General features: G+C 71.6%; 13 protein-coding genes and 2 tRNA genes. 8 read left to right on the plus strand and 7 right to left on the minus strand.

Annotation, left to right across the window (positions count from 1 at the left end):
* Nucleotides 1-146 precede the first annotated feature (146 nt).
* The 4 genes from QRN89_RS22935 (at nt 147) to QRN89_RS22950 (ending at nt 5,718) form a co-directional block, all read left to right on the plus strand.
* Nucleotides 147-3,053: a UPF0182 family membrane protein gene (locus QRN89_RS22935; protein WP_290353823.1), complete on the plus strand. Its 2,907-nt coding sequence runs from the start codon at nt 147-149 to the stop codon at nt 3,051-3,053.
* Between the two features lie 62 nt (nt 3,054-3,115).
* Nucleotides 3,116-3,189, plus strand: a tRNA-Met gene (locus QRN89_RS22940).
* A gap of 215 nt (nt 3,190-3,404) precedes the next feature.
* Nucleotides 3,405-5,552: a tetratricopeptide repeat protein gene (locus tag QRN89_RS22945; RefSeq protein WP_290351270.1), complete on the plus strand. Its 2,148-nt coding sequence runs from the start codon at nt 3,405-3,407 to the stop codon at nt 5,550-5,552.
* Nucleotides 5,553-5,644: 92 nt separating this feature from the next.
* Nucleotides 5,645-5,718: transfer RNA gene (locus tag QRN89_RS22950), tRNA-Met, on the plus strand.
* A 168-nt stretch (nt 5,719-5,886) separates the two neighbouring features.
* Here the strand turns inward: QRN89_RS22950 and QRN89_RS22955 are convergent.
* Nucleotides 5,887-6,303, minus strand: coding sequence for a Fur family transcriptional regulator (locus QRN89_RS22955; RefSeq protein WP_290351271.1), 417 nt, complete (start codon nt 6,301-6,303; stop codon nt 5,887-5,889).
* Nucleotides 6,304-6,456: 153 nt separating this feature from the next.
* Between QRN89_RS22955 and QRN89_RS22960 the strand changes: the two genes are divergently transcribed.
* A complete protein-coding gene (locus tag QRN89_RS22960) occupies nt 6,457-7,908 on the plus strand; it encodes a catalase (RefSeq protein ID WP_290351272.1) in 1,452 nt (483 codons plus the stop codon).
* 83 nt (nt 7,909-7,991) lie between these two features.
* Here the strand turns inward: QRN89_RS22960 and QRN89_RS22965 are convergent, their stop codons facing one another.
* Nucleotides 7,992-8,399: a CBS domain-containing protein gene (locus QRN89_RS22965; RefSeq protein ID WP_290351273.1), complete on the minus strand. Its 408-nt coding sequence runs from the start codon at nt 8,397-8,399 to the stop codon at nt 7,992-7,994.
* Nucleotides 8,400-8,570: 171 nt separating this feature from the next.
* A complete protein-coding gene (gene hisN / locus QRN89_RS22970; RefSeq protein ID WP_290351274.1) occupies nt 8,571-9,368 on the minus strand; it encodes a histidinol-phosphatase in 798 nt (265 codons plus the stop codon).
* Nucleotides 9,369-9,539: 171 nt separating this feature from the next.
* Here hisN and QRN89_RS22975 point away from each other — a divergent pair, with 171 nt between their 5' ends.
* Entirely contained in the window at nt 9,540-10,166 is a 627-nt protein-coding gene (locus tag QRN89_RS22975; RefSeq protein ID WP_290351275.1) for a TetR/AcrR family transcriptional regulator, read from the plus strand.
* Here the strand turns inward: QRN89_RS22975 and QRN89_RS22980 are convergent.
* The 4 genes from QRN89_RS22980 to QRN89_RS22995 form a co-directional block, all read right to left on the minus strand.
* Nucleotides 10,132-10,455: a DMT family transporter gene (locus tag QRN89_RS22980; protein ID WP_290351276.1), complete on the minus strand. Its 324-nt coding sequence runs from the start codon at nt 10,453-10,455 to the stop codon at nt 10,132-10,134. The genes QRN89_RS22975 and QRN89_RS22980 overlap by 35 nt on opposite strands.
* A gap of 104 nt (nt 10,456-10,559) precedes the next feature.
* Nucleotides 10,560-11,570 carry a ribosome small subunit-dependent GTPase A gene (gene rsgA / locus QRN89_RS22985; protein ID WP_290351277.1) on the minus strand — a complete coding sequence of 337 codons (1,011 nt, stop codon included), beginning with the start codon at nt 11,568-11,570 and terminating at the stop codon, nt 10,560-10,562.
* A gap of 15 nt (nt 11,571-11,585) precedes the next feature.
* Nucleotides 11,586-12,926 (minus strand): 3-phosphoshikimate 1-carboxyvinyltransferase, encoded by a 1,341-nt coding sequence (gene aroA / locus QRN89_RS22990; RefSeq protein WP_290351278.1) that lies wholly within the window; start codon nt 12,924-12,926, stop codon nt 11,586-11,588.
* Between the two features lie 68 nt (nt 12,927-12,994).
* The gene (locus tag QRN89_RS22995) at nt 12,995-13,687 is read right to left on the minus strand and encodes a M50 family metallopeptidase (protein WP_290351279.1); all 693 of its coding nucleotides are present in this window, start codon (nt 13,685-13,687) and stop codon (nt 12,995-12,997) included.
* A gap of 49 nt (nt 13,688-13,736) precedes the next feature.
* Between QRN89_RS22995 and QRN89_RS23000 the strand changes: the two genes are divergently transcribed.
* Nucleotides 13,737-14,552 (plus strand): SOS response-associated peptidase, encoded by an 816-nt coding sequence (locus QRN89_RS23000; protein WP_290351281.1) that lies wholly within the window; start codon nt 13,737-13,739, stop codon nt 14,550-14,552.
* Between the two features lie 42 nt (nt 14,553-14,594).
* Nucleotides 14,595-15,230, plus strand: coding sequence for an alpha/beta hydrolase family protein (locus tag QRN89_RS23005; RefSeq protein ID WP_290351282.1), 636 nt, complete (start codon nt 14,595-14,597; stop codon nt 15,228-15,230).
* The last annotated feature ends 28 nt before the right edge of the window (nt 15,231-15,258 follow it).

Raw genomic sequence — 15,258 nt, forward strand, 5'->3', positions numbered from 1 at the left:
CGGGAACTAGGTAAAGCCTCAGTAAGTTGCATGAGTGGGCTCTACGATCGCGTGGGCCTACCGCAAAGGTGCCGGACGCATGGGACGGCACCTGGACAACGCTTTACACGACCGCGAACTTCGAGGGGCGCACGTTGGCTTTCCAGATGCCGGACCGCGGCGGAGGCCCGACCGGGCCACGGATGAGAGTGGGCCGGCCGTCCCGGCGCGTACGGACGCTGCTGATGACGCTCGGCGTGCTGGCCGTGCTCGCCATGGCCTTTGTCATGTTCGCCGGGTTCTGGACCGACTGGCTCTGGTACCGCTCGGTCAAGTACTCGTCGGTGTTCACCACGACCCTCTGGACCAAGATCGGTCTGTTCGCGGTCTTCGGCCTGCTGATGGCCGCCGCGGTCGGGCTGAACATCTGGCTGGCGCACCGGCTGCGACCGCCGCTGAGCGCGATGTCGCTCGAGCAGCAGAGCCTCGACCGGTACCGGATGGGCATCGCCCCGTACAAGAAGTGGGTGCTGCTCGGGATCACCGCGCTCGTCGGGCTGATCGCCGGAGCGTCCGCCTCCTCCCAGTGGCGCACCTGGCTGATGTGGGTCAACGGCGTGCCGTTCGGCCAGAAGGACCCGCAGTTCAAGATGGACGTGGCGTTCTACGCCTTCGACCTCCCCTGGTACCGCTTCCTGCTCGGCTTCGGCTTCGCCGCGGCGGTGCTCTCCCTGATCGCCGCGGTCCTCACCCACTACCTCTACGGCGGGCTGCGCGTCACCAGTCCCGGAGCGCGGGCGACCGCCGCGGCCACCGGGCATCTGTCGGTGCTCCTCGGTTTCTTCGTCGCGCTCAAGGCCGTGGCGTACTGGCTGGACCGGTACGGCCTGGCAGTGAAGTCCAGCGACTTCAAGGCCGCCGGCAACTGGACGGGCCTGCGGTACGTGGACGCGAACGCGTATCTGCCGGCGAAGACGATCCTGTTCTGCATCGCCGTCATCTGCGCCGTGCTGTTCTTCGCGACGCTGTGGCGGCGCACCTGGCAGCTGCCCGTGATCGGCTTCGGGCTGATGGTGCTCTCGGCCATCCTCATCGGCGGCCTGTACCCGGCGATCGTGCAGAAGTTCCAGGTCCAGCCGAACGAGCAGGCCAAGGAATCCCCGTACATCCAGAAGAACATCGAGGCCACGCGCAAGGCGTACGGCATCGACGCGGCGAAGTCGGAGAACTACGGGGGCAAGGGCGACCCGAAGCGCAAGGCCGAGCAGCGCGAGCAGGCCGCCACGGCTGCCAGCTACCGGCTGGTCGACTCGAACATCGTCTCGCCCGCCTTCCAGCAGCTCCAGCAGGAGCGGAAGTACTACCAGTTCCCCGCGACGCTCGACGTGGACCGGTACACCGGCCCCGACGGCAAGCCGCAGGACACGGTGATCGGTCTGCGCGAGCTCAACATCAAGGGCATCCCCAAGCGCAACTGGATCAACGACCACTTCACCTACACCCACGGCTACGGCGCGATCGCGGCCAAGGGCACGAACACCATCACCAACGAGGACCAGGGCACGATCGGCGCCCCGGACTTCACCGAGTCCGGTCTGCCCACCACGGGCCGGCTCGGCACGTACGAGCAGCGGATCTACTACGGCGAGAAGACCGAGCAGTACTCGATCGTCGGCGGTCCGCAGAAGGAGCTGGACTACGAGAAGAACGGTGAGGTGACCACCAGCTACAAGGGCAAGAGCGGGGTCGACCTCTCCGGAGCCTTCAACCGGGCCGCGTACGCGGTGGCGTTCAGCGAGCCGCAGATCCTCTACTCCGGAGCGATCGGCGACGGTTCGCGGATCCTGTACAACCGCACGCCCAAGGAACGCGTCGAGGCGGTGGCCCCCTGGCTCACCATCGACGGCGACGCCTACCCGGCGGTGGTCGACGGCCGCATCAAGTGGATCGTCGACGCCTACACCACGACGAACGGGTACCCCTACGCATCGCGTACGACGCTCGGGGACACCACGGCCGACTCGCTGACCGACAGCCAGCGGGCCGTCGTCGCCCAGCAGAACCAGGTCAACTACATCCGCAACTCGGTGAAGGCCACCGTCGACGCCTACGACGGCACGGTCGACCTGTACCAGTGGGACACCAAGGACCCGGTCCTGAAGACCTGGATGAAGGCCTTCCCGGACACGGTCAAGCCGAAGGCCGAGATCAAGCCGGACCTGCTGGCCCATCTCCGGTACCCGCAGGACATGTTCAAGGTCCAGCGCGAGCTGCTCACGCGGTACCACGTGACCGACCCCGAGCAGTTCTACAGCGGCAGTGACGCCTGGCAGGTGCCGGCCGACCCGACGCAGAAGGACGGCAGCGCGGTTCCGCCGTACTACCTGAGCCTGAAGATGCCGGGCGAGCAGGACCAGAAGTTCTCGCTGACGACGACGTTCACGCCCAGCGGGCGGCCCAACCTGGGCGCGTTCATGGCCGTCGACGCCGATGCGAACAGCAAGGGCTACGGCTCGATCAGACTGTTGCGGGTGACCTCGACCGTGCAGGGCCCCTCGCAGGTGCAGAGCGAGCTCAACAGCGTGCCGGAGGTCGCGACGTTCGTCCGCGACCTGCGGGGCACCGACTCGGAGATCGACTACGGCAACCTGCTGACGGTCCCGCTGGACGGCGGCTTCCTGTACGTCGAGCCGGTGTACGCCCGCGGCGGCGCCGCCAACTACCCGCTGCTGAAGAAGGTGGCGGTGTCCTACGGCGGCAAGCCCGTCTTCAAGGACAGCCTGGCGGAGGCGCTGAACGCGGTCTTCGGAGTGGAGGGCGCCGAACCTCCCACGACGCAGCCGCCGACGGAGCCGGGCGACACCACGCCCCAGCCGCCGGCGACCGGCACCGCGGCGCTGAAGCAGGCCATCGCGGACGCCCAGAAGGCGTACGACGCGGGCCAGGAGGCGCTGAAGAAGAACGACTGGACCGCTTACGGCAAGGCCCAGGCGGATCTGCAGGCGGCGCTCGAGCGGGCGGCGGCGGCACAGTCCCAGGCGCCCGGGGCACCGGCGAGTAAACCCGGAGGCTGACCGAACGGGTGGTTCACCGGACAGGCTCCACTCCGCACCGTGGTACTGTAGGTACACAACGACGCGGGGTGGAGCAGCTCGGTAGCTCGCTGGGCTCATAACCCAGAGGTCGCAGGTTCAAATCCTGTCCCCGCTACTGAGATCGAGGGCCCGGATCCATCAGGATCCGGGCCCTCGGCGTGTGTCCGGGCCGGTTGTTCCCGAAGTGTGTCCCGACAGGGGCGAGTTGAGTCCGGCGTCACGGGGCGACGCGTGTTTGACTTGTCTCTCTGTGGGCATGTCGACAAAACGCTGAAGTGACCTCACTGGCTGCGGTATACCAGGTGTACGCGGGTTGCAGGTGGTGCGACGATGGAATTTATGGGGGACGGGACAACTCTGTTGGAGACGGGGCGGTTTGTGCACGAGCACGCCGTCACCGCGGTGGCCGCGGTGGGCGTGACCGATGCGACGGCCGTCGACGCCGTGGATCCGCTCGAGTCCCTGACCCCCGTGGAGCCCCTGCCCGTCACCGACGCCGAGGCGGAGACCGAGGCCAGGCACCGTCGCGCCGCCGAGGCGGGGGACGTGACGTCCATGAGCGTCCTCGGGTCGATGCTCCTGCGCCGCGGCGACCTGGACGGGGCGGAGCCGCATCTGCGCGCGGCCACCGCCGAGGGCGACCGCGCAGCCGCGAACAATCTGGGAGTGCTGCTGCACCAGCGCGGCTACGCCGACGAGGCGGCCGGCTGGTGGCGGATCGCGGCGGTCGCCGGTTCCGCGGCCGCGGCGCACGCGCTCGGCCGGCACTTCCGGGAGCGGGGCGACGAGCCGGCCGCCGAGTACTGGCTGCGCCAGTCCGCCGAGCAGGGCCACGCCCTCGGCGCCTACGCGCTGGCCGATCTGCTCGAGCACCGCAGTGAGCCGGGCGCCGAGCGCTGGCTGCGCGCGGCCGCCGAGCAGGGCCACCGCGAGGCCGCCTACCGGCTGGCACGGGTGCTCGAGCGACAGTCGCCGGGCGGGGGCGCTCCGGCGGGCCGCCGCCCTGCCGCCGTCGCGGCTCCCGGTGACAGGAGCGCCGGTGCGGCGGACCCCGGTGCGGTCGGGGGAGCCGCCGCGGTGAAGAGCACCGGAGCGGCCGGGAACCCCGGTGCGGCCAAGGATTCGGACCAGCCCCAGGGCACGGGGACGGGCGGCCGCGGCGCCGGAGCCGCCCGCATCCCCGCCGCCCGACGCGCCCCGGATTCCCCGGCAGCCGTTTCCGCGGTGAGGGAGGGCCCCGCCGTGGGCACGGCACCCGGAGCGTCCGAGCACCTCGGCGACGCCGAGCAGTGGTACCGCCAGGCGGCCGCCCGCGGGCACCGCCGGGCCGCGCTGCACCTCGGCGGCATCCTGGAGCGCCGTGGCGAGCTGAAGGAGGCCGCGCGCTGGTACCTAACCTCCGCCAAGGACGGTGAGGCCCGAGCCGCCTGCGCGCTGGGGTTCCTGCTGAAGGACGCCGGTGACGAGGAGAGCGCCGCCGTGTGGTGGCTGCGGGCCGCGCAGGAAGGCGATGGCAACGCTGCCAATGCGCTCGGTGCCCTCCACGCCGCACGCGGTGAGCAGCAGTCCGCCGAGCGCTGGTACCGCGCCGCCATGGACGCGGGTGACGTGAACGGCGCGTACAACCTCGGTCTGCTGTGCGCGGCCCAGGGCCGCACCGGGCAGGCCGAGCAGTGGTACCGCCGTGCCGCGTACGCCGGGCACCGCGAGGCCGCCAACGCCCTCGCCGTCCTGCTGCTGCAGGCCGGGGACCCGGTGGGCGCCGAGCCCTGGTTCTCCAAGGCCGCCGAGGCGGGCAGCGTGGACGCCGCGTTCAACCTCGGCATTCTGTACGCCGGCCGGGACGAGGACCGTACGGCGCTGCGCTGGTACGAGCGTGCGGCGGCGGCCGGGCACACGGAGGCGGCCCTGCAGGTCGGGATGGCCTGTCTGCGGGACGGGGACGAACAGGCCGCCGAGCGCCACCTGCGCTGCGCCGCGGGCGGCGGGAGCGCCGAGGCGGCGTTCCGGCTCGCGACGCTGCTCGACGCGCGCCAGCCGCCGCCCGGCGCCCCCGCGCTCGGTGAGCCCATCGGCGAGAAGACCGAGTGCGAGGAGTGGTACGAGCGGGCCGCCGAGCAGGGGCACCGCCGGGCGCAGGTGCGTATCGGCATGCTCGCCGCGGCCCGTGGCGACGTCACCGAGGCCGCCCGCTGGTACCGGGAGGCGGCGGAGGCGGGCAGCCGGAACGGCGCGTTCAACCTGGGACTGCTGCTGGCCCGCGAAGGAAACGAGCGCGAGGCCGCCCTGTGGTGGGCCCGGGCCGCCCGTGCCGGACACGGGCGCGCGGCGCTGCGGCTCGCCCTGCTGGCCGCGCGCCGCGGTGAGCTGGCGGAAGGCCAGCGCTGGTGCGCCCGTGCGGTGGAGCTGGGGCCCGCCGAGGTCGCCGACCGGGCGGCCGCGCTGCGTGAGGCACTGCACCAGGAGCTCACGGCCTGAGGAGCCAGCCTCACCCCGCTCACCTGGGCGAACGGGTGAACGGACGGGGATTTGCTCTGGTCCTCGGGGTGACGTACTGTTGGGTTCACCGACGCGGGGTGGAGCAGCTCGGTAGCTCGCTGGGCTCATAACCCAGAGGTCGCAGGTTCAAATCCTGTCCCCGCTACTCAAGGCCGAAGGCCCGGATCCCATGGGATCCGGGCCTTCGGTGTTCCGCCGTGGTGTAAGCGGCGACAGGTGGGACGCGGAATCGAAGAGCGGGGCGCGGGAAAGAAGAACGGGCGGGCCGTGGCGGCCCGCCCGTCGACCCGTGCGCGGGCCTCGCTCCGCCGTACTAGGCGCTCGCGCAGTTCGGGCAGATGCCCCGGTACGTGACCTCGACGTCCGACACCGTGAAGCCGAAGCGCTCCGAGTCGGGCAGGTCCGACAGCGGGTTGCCGTTCGGGTGCACGTCACGGATCGCGCCGCAGCGCGCGCAGACCAGGTGCTGGTGCGGGCGGTGGGCGTTCGGGTCGTACCGCTTGGCGCGGTGGTCCGTGGCCACTTCCAGGACCTCGCCCAGGGAGACGAGCTCACCCAGCGTGTTGTACACGGTGGCCCGGGAGATCTCCGGCAGTCGCTCGACGGCGCGGGCGTGCACCTCGTCGGCGGTCAGATGGACGTGCTCACCGTCGAGGACCTCGGCCACGACGCGCCGCTGCGCGGTCATACGCCAGCCGCGTCCGCGCAGTCGTTCCAACAGGTCGCTCATACGTATCAGCCTAACAGTCGGGGGAACGGTTCCCGAACGGATGTGATTTTGGAAGCAAGCTTGACTTAGACAATGTCCATTGTAGGATCGTGCACACCATTGGCCAAGGGGCAGGACTGGCCGGCAATGACGCAGTTTTCGCAGGAGGCGCACGTGACGCAGGGACCGCTCACCACGGAGGCCGGCGCGCCGGTCGCCGACAACCAGAACAGCGAGACCGCGGGCGCCGGCGGGCCTGTCCTGGTCCAGGACCAGCTGCTGCTCGAGAAGCTCGCGCACTTCAACCGCGAGCGCATCCCGGAGCGCGTGGTCCACGCCCGGGGCGCCGGCGCCTACGGCACGTTCACCGTGACCGCGGACGTCACCTCCTACACCCGCGCGAAGTTCCTCTCCCAGGTCGGCAAGCAGACCGAGACGTTCCTGCGCTTCTCCACGGTCGCGGGCAACCTCGGCGCGGCGGACGCGGTCCGCGACCCGCGCGGTTTCGCGCTGAAGTTCTACACCGAGGAGGGCAACTACGACCTCGTCGGCAACAACACCCCGGTGTTCTTCATCAAGGACGCCATCAAGTTCCCGGACTTCATCCACACGCAGAAGCGCGACCCGTACACGGGCAGCCAGGAGGCGGACAACGTCTGGGACTTCTGGGGTCTGTCGCCCGAGTCGACCCACCAGGTGACCTGGCTGTTCGGCGACCGCGGGATTCCCGCCTCGTACCGGCACATGAACGGCTACGGCTCGCACACCTACCAGTGGAACAACGAGGCCGGCGAGGTCTTCTGGGTCAAGTACCACTTCAAGACCGACCAGGGCATCAGGAACCTCACCCAGGCCGAGGCCAACCGCCTCGCCGGTGACGACCCGGACAGCCACCAGCGCGACCTGCGCGAGGCCGTCGAGCGCGGCGACTTCCCGTCGTGGACGGTCCAGGTGCAGATCATGCCCGCGGCCGACGCGGCGGCCTACCGCTTCAACCCGTTCGACCTCACCAAGGTGTGGCCGCACGAGGACTACCCGCCGATCGAGATCGGCCGGCTGGAGCTCAACCGCAACCCGGACAACATCTTCGCGGAGGTCGAGCAGTCGATCTTCAGCCCCGCGCACTTCGTGCCGGGCATCGGCCCGTCCCCGGACAAGATGCTCCAGGGCCGCCTCTTCGCCTACGGCGACGCCCACCGCTACCGCGTCGGCATCAACGCCGACCACCTGCCGGTGAACCGCCCGCACGCCACCGAGGCGCGCACCAACTCCCGTGACGGCCTCCTGTACGACGGCCGCCACAGGGGCGCCAAGAACTACGAGCCGAACAGCTTCGGCGGACCCTTCCAGACGGACCGGCCGCTGTGGCAGCCGGTTCCGGTCTCGGGCGTCACCGGCGACCACGAGGCCCCGTCGCACTCCGAGGACGACGACTTCGTCCAGGCGGGCAACCTCTACCGGCTGATGTCCGAGGACGAGAAGGGCCGTCTGGTCGAGAACCTGGCGGGCTCCATCGCCAAGGTCTCCCGGGACGACATCGCCGAGCGGGCGATCGGCAACTTCCGTCGGGCCGACGGAGACTTCGGCAAGCGGCTGGAGGCCGCGGTCCAGGCCCTGCGCGGCTGACGAAACCAGCACTGGACCGCTTGTCGTAGGAGAGCGGGCCGGACCTCCCTCGGGGGAGTTCCGGCCCGCTCGCGTGTCCGCGGTCAGCCCGCCAGCGTCGTCGCCTCCGCCCGGTGCCGGGCCGGGGCCCAGCAGCGGATGATGTCGCGTACGGAGACGATGCCGACGGGTCCTTCGGCGTCGAGCACGATGAGATGACGGAAGCCGCCGTGGGTCATGGCGTCCGCGGCCTCCTCCAGGGTCCACGAGGGGGCGGCGAAGACGACGTCGGTGGTGGTGTGGGCGGCGGCGGATTCGTGGTCGGGGTCCTGGCCCGCGCCGAGCGAGTTGAGTATGTCCCGCTCGGTGAGGATGCCGAGGCCGCTGGTGTCGGTGTCGAGGACGACGGCCGCCCCGACACGTCGTGCGGCCATCAGCCGTGCGGCCTGCCTGAGGGTGTGGGCCGGGCCGATGGTGAGGACCACCGTGCTCATGGCGTCACGGACGAGCATGGATGGAGCCACCTCCTTGATGAATCCTTCAACGAGAAGTGATTCACAAGTTCACAAATGGGGGGACTCTCAGAGTCGCAGTGATTCGGCGGCGCAACAAGAGGGGGCGCGATGCCCGCGGGGGGAGTGCGAGGGGCGTACTGGCCGGTAAGTACCGTCGGTGGCCGCGGCTCAGCCGCGGTTGAGGTACTCCAGCAGTTCCTCGTGCAACAGACCGTTGGAGGCGGCCGCGTTTCCGCTGTGCGGCCCGTGGAGCCCGTCCAGGCCGGTGAACGTGCCGCCCGCCTCCTGGACGACGATCGCGGGCGCCGCCATGTCCCAGAGGGACAGTTCCGGCTCGGCGCAGATGTCGACCGAGCCCTCGGCGACCATCATGTACGGCCAGAAATCGCCGTAGCCGCGGGTCCGCCAGACCGCCCGGGTCAGGTCCAGGAAGCCGTCGAGCCGGCCCCGCTCCTCCCAGCCGCCGAGCGAGGAGTACGCGAACGAGGCGTCGGACAGGTTCGCCACCTTCGAGACGTGGAGCCGTGTCGCGGAGGTCAGGCTCCGTCCGGTGTACGCGCCCGCGCCCTTCGCCGCCCACCAGCGGCGGCCCAGCGCGGGGGCCGAGACCACGCCCACGACCGGCTGGTAGCCGCCCTCACCGGCCTCCATCAGGGAGATCAGCGTCGCCCACACGGGAACCCCGCGGACGTAGTTCTTCGTGCCGTCGATCGGGTCGACGACCCAGCGCCGGGGGCCGGTGCCCTCGATGCCGTACTCCTCGCCGAGGATCGCGTCGCGCGGCCGGGCGCGCTGGAGCTGGTAGCGGATCAGCTCCTCGGCCGCCTTGTCGGCCTCGCTCACCGGGGTCATGTCCGGCTTGGTCTCGACCTTGAGGTCGAGTGCCTTGAACCGGTCCATGGTCGCCGCGTCGGCGGCGTCCGCGAGGACATGGGCGAGACGCAGATCATCGTGGTAGTCGGCCATGTCCGCACTCTATCCCCGGGCCGCCGCAGCCCGTTCGGCCTGTCCGGGTCCCCGGTCCGTGCGCGCGGGGGCGCCCCTCGCGCCCCGGGTGCCCTTGACAGTGGGTGCCCGGGCGTCAACTCTGAGCGAAGAGCAGCGGGGCCGCGGAGGCACCGCGCCCGGGAGGCCACGATGCCCACAGCGCGCGAGGCACTGCTGCACGCCGCTCTCACCGCTCTCGCCGGCCGGCCCTGGGCCGCCGTCCGGATGGTCGACGTCGCTTCGGCGGCGAGCGTCTCCCGGCAGACGCTCTACAACGAGTTCGGCAGCAAGGACGGCCTCGCCCGCGCGCTGGTGCGGCGCGAGGCCGACGCCTTTCTCAACGGCGTGGACCGGGTGCTCGCGGAGCGGGCCGGGACCGCCGAGCAGCTGGTCCGCCTGGCGGAGTGGACCGTGGGGGAGGCGCGCTCCCGGCCGCTGCTGCGCGCCCTGCTCACGGGTTCCTGGAGTGATCGGCTCCCCGCGCCGAGGCCCGTCGTCCGGTCCGCCGCGGGGCCGGGTGTCCCCGCCCAGCGGCGGGCGGACGCGGGTCACCCCGCCCCCGGTGAGCTGGTGGCGGCGGTGCGGGACCGCGCGTTCGCCGCGCTGGAGCAGGGCTGCGGCCGTCGGCCGGAGGAGGAGGCCGCGGAGGCCGCCCAGCGCTGTGAGCTGGCCGTGCGGCTCGCGCTGTCCTGTGTGGTCGCGGGGCCGCCCGAGGCTGTCGGCCGGCTGGTCCGTGCGGCGATCAGTGGGCCGGGCTGGAGAGCTGCAGGCCGATGACCCCGGCGATCACCAGCCCGATCGAGACGATCTTCAGCGTCGAGGCGACCTCACCGAGGAAGATCATTCCGTAGATCGCCGTGCCCGACGCCCCGATGCCCGTCCACACGGCATAGGCCGGGCCGACGTCGAGCTTCCGGAGGGAGAGCGTCAGCAGCCCGAAGCTGCTCATCGCGAAGATCGCGAACGCGATGGTCGGCCAGAGCCGGGTGAAGCCGTGCGACAGCTTCAGGCAGATGGCGAACCCCGTCTCGAGGAAACCGGCGACGATCACGAGCAGCCACGCCATGGTCAGTGCCTCCCGCGTCCCCGGTCCCGCGTCCAGTGACTGCTTCGCATCACTCGGTGCGATTATGCACTTACCGGGAGCAGTCGCCCGCAAACGTGCGCGGGTCAGTCGCCCTCGCGTCGCTCCCGCGTCGCGAGCAGTCGCCTCAGGGAGTACAGACGCGCCGGATCGGCGTGCCCCTGGGCCACCCACTCGTCCAGGGCGCAGTCCGGTTCGTCGTGCGAACACGCGCGAGGGCACTGCTCCGTGCCGGGCTCCAGATCGGGGAAGGCGTGGATGACGCGGGACGGGTCGACGTGGTGCAGCCCGAAGGACCGCACGCCCGGGGTGTCGATCACCCAGCCGCCCGCGCCCGCGAGCGGCAGGGCGAGGGCGGACGTCGTGGTGTGCCGGCCGCGGCCCGTGACGGCGTTCACGTGACCGGTCGAGCGCCGCCTCTCCTCCGGCACCAGCGCGTTGACCAGCGTGGTCTTCCCGACTCCCGAGTGGCCGACGAACGCGGTGATCCGGCCGTCGAGGTGCTCGCGCACCACGTTCGCCGCCTCGCCGGCGTACAGCTCCTCGCGCGAGGTCACGACGTACGGGATGTCCAGCGCGCCGTACAGGTCCAGCAGAGTCGACGCCGGTGCCAGGTCCGACTTGGTCAGCACCAGCAGCGGCTCCAGGCCGCCGTCGAAGGCGGCGACCAGACAGCGGTCGATCAGCCGGGGGCGGGGCTCGGGGTCGGCGAGGGCCGTCACGATCGCCAGCTGGTCGGCGTTGGCGACGACCACCCGCTCGTACGGATCGTCGTCGTCGGCGGTCCGCCGCAGCACGGAGGCGCGCTCCTCGATGCGCACGATGCGCGCGAGCGTGTCCTTCCGGCCGGACAGATCGCCCACCAGACTCACCCGGTCGCCGACGACGGCCGCCTTGCGGCCCAGCTCCCGGGCCTTCATCGCCATGACCGTGCGGTCGTCGACGAGGCAGGTGAGACGGCCCCGGTCCACGGTCAGGACCATGCCCTCCGCGGCGTCCTCGTGCTTCGGCCGGATGCTCGTCCGGGGCCGGTTGCCCTTGCGGTTCGGGCGGACCCGGACGTCGTCCTCGTCGGTGTGCTTGCCGTAGCGGCGCATCGCGTGCCGTCCCGCTCAGTTGCCGGCGAGCATGTCGGTCCACATCCTCGGGAAGTCGGGGAGGGTCTTGGCGGTCGTCGCCACGTTCTCGATCTCCACACCCTCGACGGCGAGACCGATGACCGAGCCGGCGGTGGCCATCCGGTGGTCGTCGTACGTGTGGAACACCCCGCCGTGCAGCGGGCGCGGCCGGATGTGCAGGCCGTCCTCCGTCTCGGTGACGTCGCCGCCGAGCTCGTTGATCTCCTTGGTCAGGGCCGCGAGGCGGTCCGTCTCGTGGAGTCGCAGGTGCGCGACACCGCGCAGCGTCGAGGGGGAGTCGGCCAGCGCGGCCACCGCGGCGATGCCGGGGGTCAGCTCGCCGACCTCGCCCAGGTCCACGTCGATGCCGTGGATCCGGCCGGAGCCGGTGAACGTCAGCCCGGCGTCGGTCAGCTCACAGGAGCCGCCCATCTCGGTGAAGATCTGCCGCAGGGCGTCACCGGGCTGGGTGGTGCGCTCGGGCCAGTCCGGGATCGTGACCCGGCCGCCCGTGACCAGCGCCGCCGCCAGGAACGGCTGGGCGTTGGACAGGTCCGGCTCCACGGTCAGGTCCCGGCCCAGCAGCGCACCGCTGCGGACCCGCCAGACGTCCGGCTCACCACCGGTCTCCGGCTCGTCGACCTGTGCCCCGACCGTGCGGAGCATGTCGACCGTCATCCGGATGTGCGGCATGGACGGCAGCCGCGAGCCCACGTGCCGTACCTCGACCCCCTGGTTGAAGCGGGGCGCCGAGAGCAGCAGGGCGGAGACGAACTGGGAGGACGAGGAGGCGTCGATCTCCACGGCGCCGCCGTCCAGCGCCCCGCCGCCGTGCACGGTCATGGGGAGCGCGCCGCGGCCGTCGTCGTCGATCCGGGCGCCCAGGACGCGCAGGGCGCCGATCACCCCGCCGAGCGGCCGCTCGTAGGAGCGGGGGTCGCCGTCGAAGCGGATGGGGCCGTCGGCGAGCGCGGCGACCGGCGGCAGGAAGCGCATCACCGTCCCGGCGTTGCCGACGTCGACCGTCGCGGGCCCGTGCAGTCCGGCCGGGATGATCCGCCAGGCCTCGCCGCTGTCGGGGCCGCCGGTCGCGGTGGAGCTGGAGGAGACCTGCTCCTCGATGCCGACGCCCATGGCGCGCAGCGCCTCCGCCATCAGCAGCGTGTCCCGGGACCTCAGGGGACGTCGCAGCCAGCCCGGCTCCGCGGCCAGGGCGGCGAGGACCAGCGCTCGGTTCGTGACCGATTTCGATCCGGGAACGGTGACCGTCGCATCGACGGGCCCACTCGCGTGGGGGGCGGGCCAGAGGACGGTCTGCACGGGGCTCTCGGTCATGGCCCTCACTTTAGTGGGCCCGCGGGGCACCGGTTGTTCGCCGACCGGTCACAGGGCATCCCGAGCGGTCACAGACCGAGCAGCCAGCGACCGCCTCCGATCAGGGAGCACAGCGATACGGCATGGAAGAGGAACAACCACATCGCGGGCGGAACGTGCGTCAGCCTCGCCAACTGGTCCGCGTCCGAGTCCGGCGCACCCCCGTGCCGGCGCTTCGCCTGCAGCTCGAAGGCCGGCCGGACGCCGCCGAGCAGCAGGAACCACACGGCCGCGTAGGCGAACGCCGCCTGCACCTCCGGTTCGGTGAGCCAGGACACCAGGAGGAACGCCGTGCCGGTGAGGATCACGGTGAGCGCCCCGTACGCGTTGCGGATCATCACCAGCATCGCGATCAGCAGCGCCGTGGCGATCCACAGCAGCAGCGTGATGCGGTGCGCGGCCAGCAGCCAGGCGCCGCCGAGGCCCAGCAGCGGCGGCGCGGTGTAGCCCGCGGCCGCCGTGAGGATCATGCCGAGGCCGGTCGGTCTGCCGCGGCTGACCGTCAGCCCGCTGGTGTCCGAGTGCAGCCGGATGCCCTCCAGCCGCCGGCCGGTGACCAGGGCGATCAGGCCGTGCCCGCCCTCGTGGGCGATGGTGACCGCGTTGCGGGACAGCCGCCACGTCGCGTGCGGGACCACGGCCGCAAGGGCGAGCACGGCCGTGCCTATGACCAGCCAGCGGTCGGGAGCGGGCTGGGTACCGAAGATTTCGGGTGTGACCATTTCCGGGGTGGCTCCTCGGGAGGCTCGGGGTCGTGGCAGTGTGGCACTCATGTGCGGACGGTATGCAGCGAGTCGCAGGCCCGAGGACCTCACCGGACTCTTCCAGATCGAGAAGTGGGAGCCGACGGAGACCCTGGCCCCCGACTGGAACGTGGCCCCCACGAAAGAGGTCTACGCGGTACTCGAACGCTCTCTGAAGGACGCGGACGACCGCCGTCCGGTTCGTCAGCTGCGGAAACTCAGGTGGGGACTCGTCCCGTCCTTCGCCAAGAACCCCGAGGGCGCGGCACGGATGATCAACGCCCGCGCCGAGACCGTGCACGAGAAGCCCTCCTTCCGCCGGCCCTTCCTGGCCCGGCGCTGCATCCTGCCCGCGGACGGCTACTACGAGTGGGTCACCGGCACCGAGGAGCGGGAGCTGGAGGTGAAGGGCAGGAAGAAGCGGCCCCGCAAGCAGCCGTACTTCGTCACTCCCGCCGACGGCTCCGTCTTCGCCATGGCCGGGCTGTACGAGTTCTGGCGTGACCGGACCCTGCCGGACGACCACCCGCAGTCCTGGTGGGTGACCTGCTCCGTGATCACCACGGAGGCGGAGACCGGTCCGCTGGGGGTGGCCCCGGCCGAAGGCCCGCGCTCGCTGTCCGACATCCACCCGCGGATGCCCCTGATGCTCACCGAGGACCGCTGGGACGCCTGGCTGGACCCGGCCCGCACCGACCCGGACGAGGTTCGTGAGCTGCTCACGCCGCCGCCCACCGGGCTGATGCGTGCCTACCCCGTGGGCACCGCCGTCTCCAACGTCCGCAACAACGGGCCGGAACTGCTGGAGGAGCTCGACGCCCCCGAGGTCGGCACGCTCTTCTGAGCTTTCCGTGGTTTCCCGGGCCCGCGATGTGACACTGCTCCCGTGACAGAGAGCGAGATCGTCGGGACACCCGCCGGGGACGCCCGCATCACCTGGCACCCGGCCGCCGGCCGGGCCCGGCTGGTGCTGGCGGTGAGCCACGGCGCGGGCGGTGGCATCGGCGCACAGGACCTGCAGGCCCTGGCGGCCGCCCTGCCCGCGGCCGGGGTCACGGTGGCCCTGGTCGAACAGCCGTGGCGGGTGGCGGGCAAGAAGGTCGCGCCCGCGCCGAAGACCCTGGACGCGGGCTGGCGCGGCCTGTGGCCGTCCTTGGGGGAGAAGGGGCTGCCGGTCGTCGCCGGCGGGCGGAGCGCCGGTGCGCGGGTGGCCTGCCGGACCGCGCGTGAGCTGGGCGCCGCCGCCGTCCTCGCCCTGAGCTTCCCGCTGCATCCGCCGGGGAAGCCGGAGAAGTCCCGAGCGGACGAGCTCCTCGGCGCCGGGGTGCCGGTCCTGGTCGTCCAGGGCGGCAACGATCCGTTCGGCAGGCCGGAGGAGTTCCCGGACGGTGCGTACGAGCTGATCGAGGTGGCGGACGCCGACCACGGGCTCTCGGTGCCCAAGCGGGCCGCGCTGACCCAGGAGGAGGCGCTGGCGACCGTCGTGGACGGCGTCCGGGAGTGGATCGCCACCCAGAGGTGACGCCCACGGCCGGCCGGTGCGGCGGGCG

Origin of the sequence: Streptomyces sp. HUAS CB01 (genome assembly GCF_030406905.1) — a bacterium.
Taxonomy (GTDB): domain Bacteria; phylum Actinomycetota; class Actinomycetes; order Streptomycetales; family Streptomycetaceae; genus Streptomyces; species Streptomyces chengbuensis.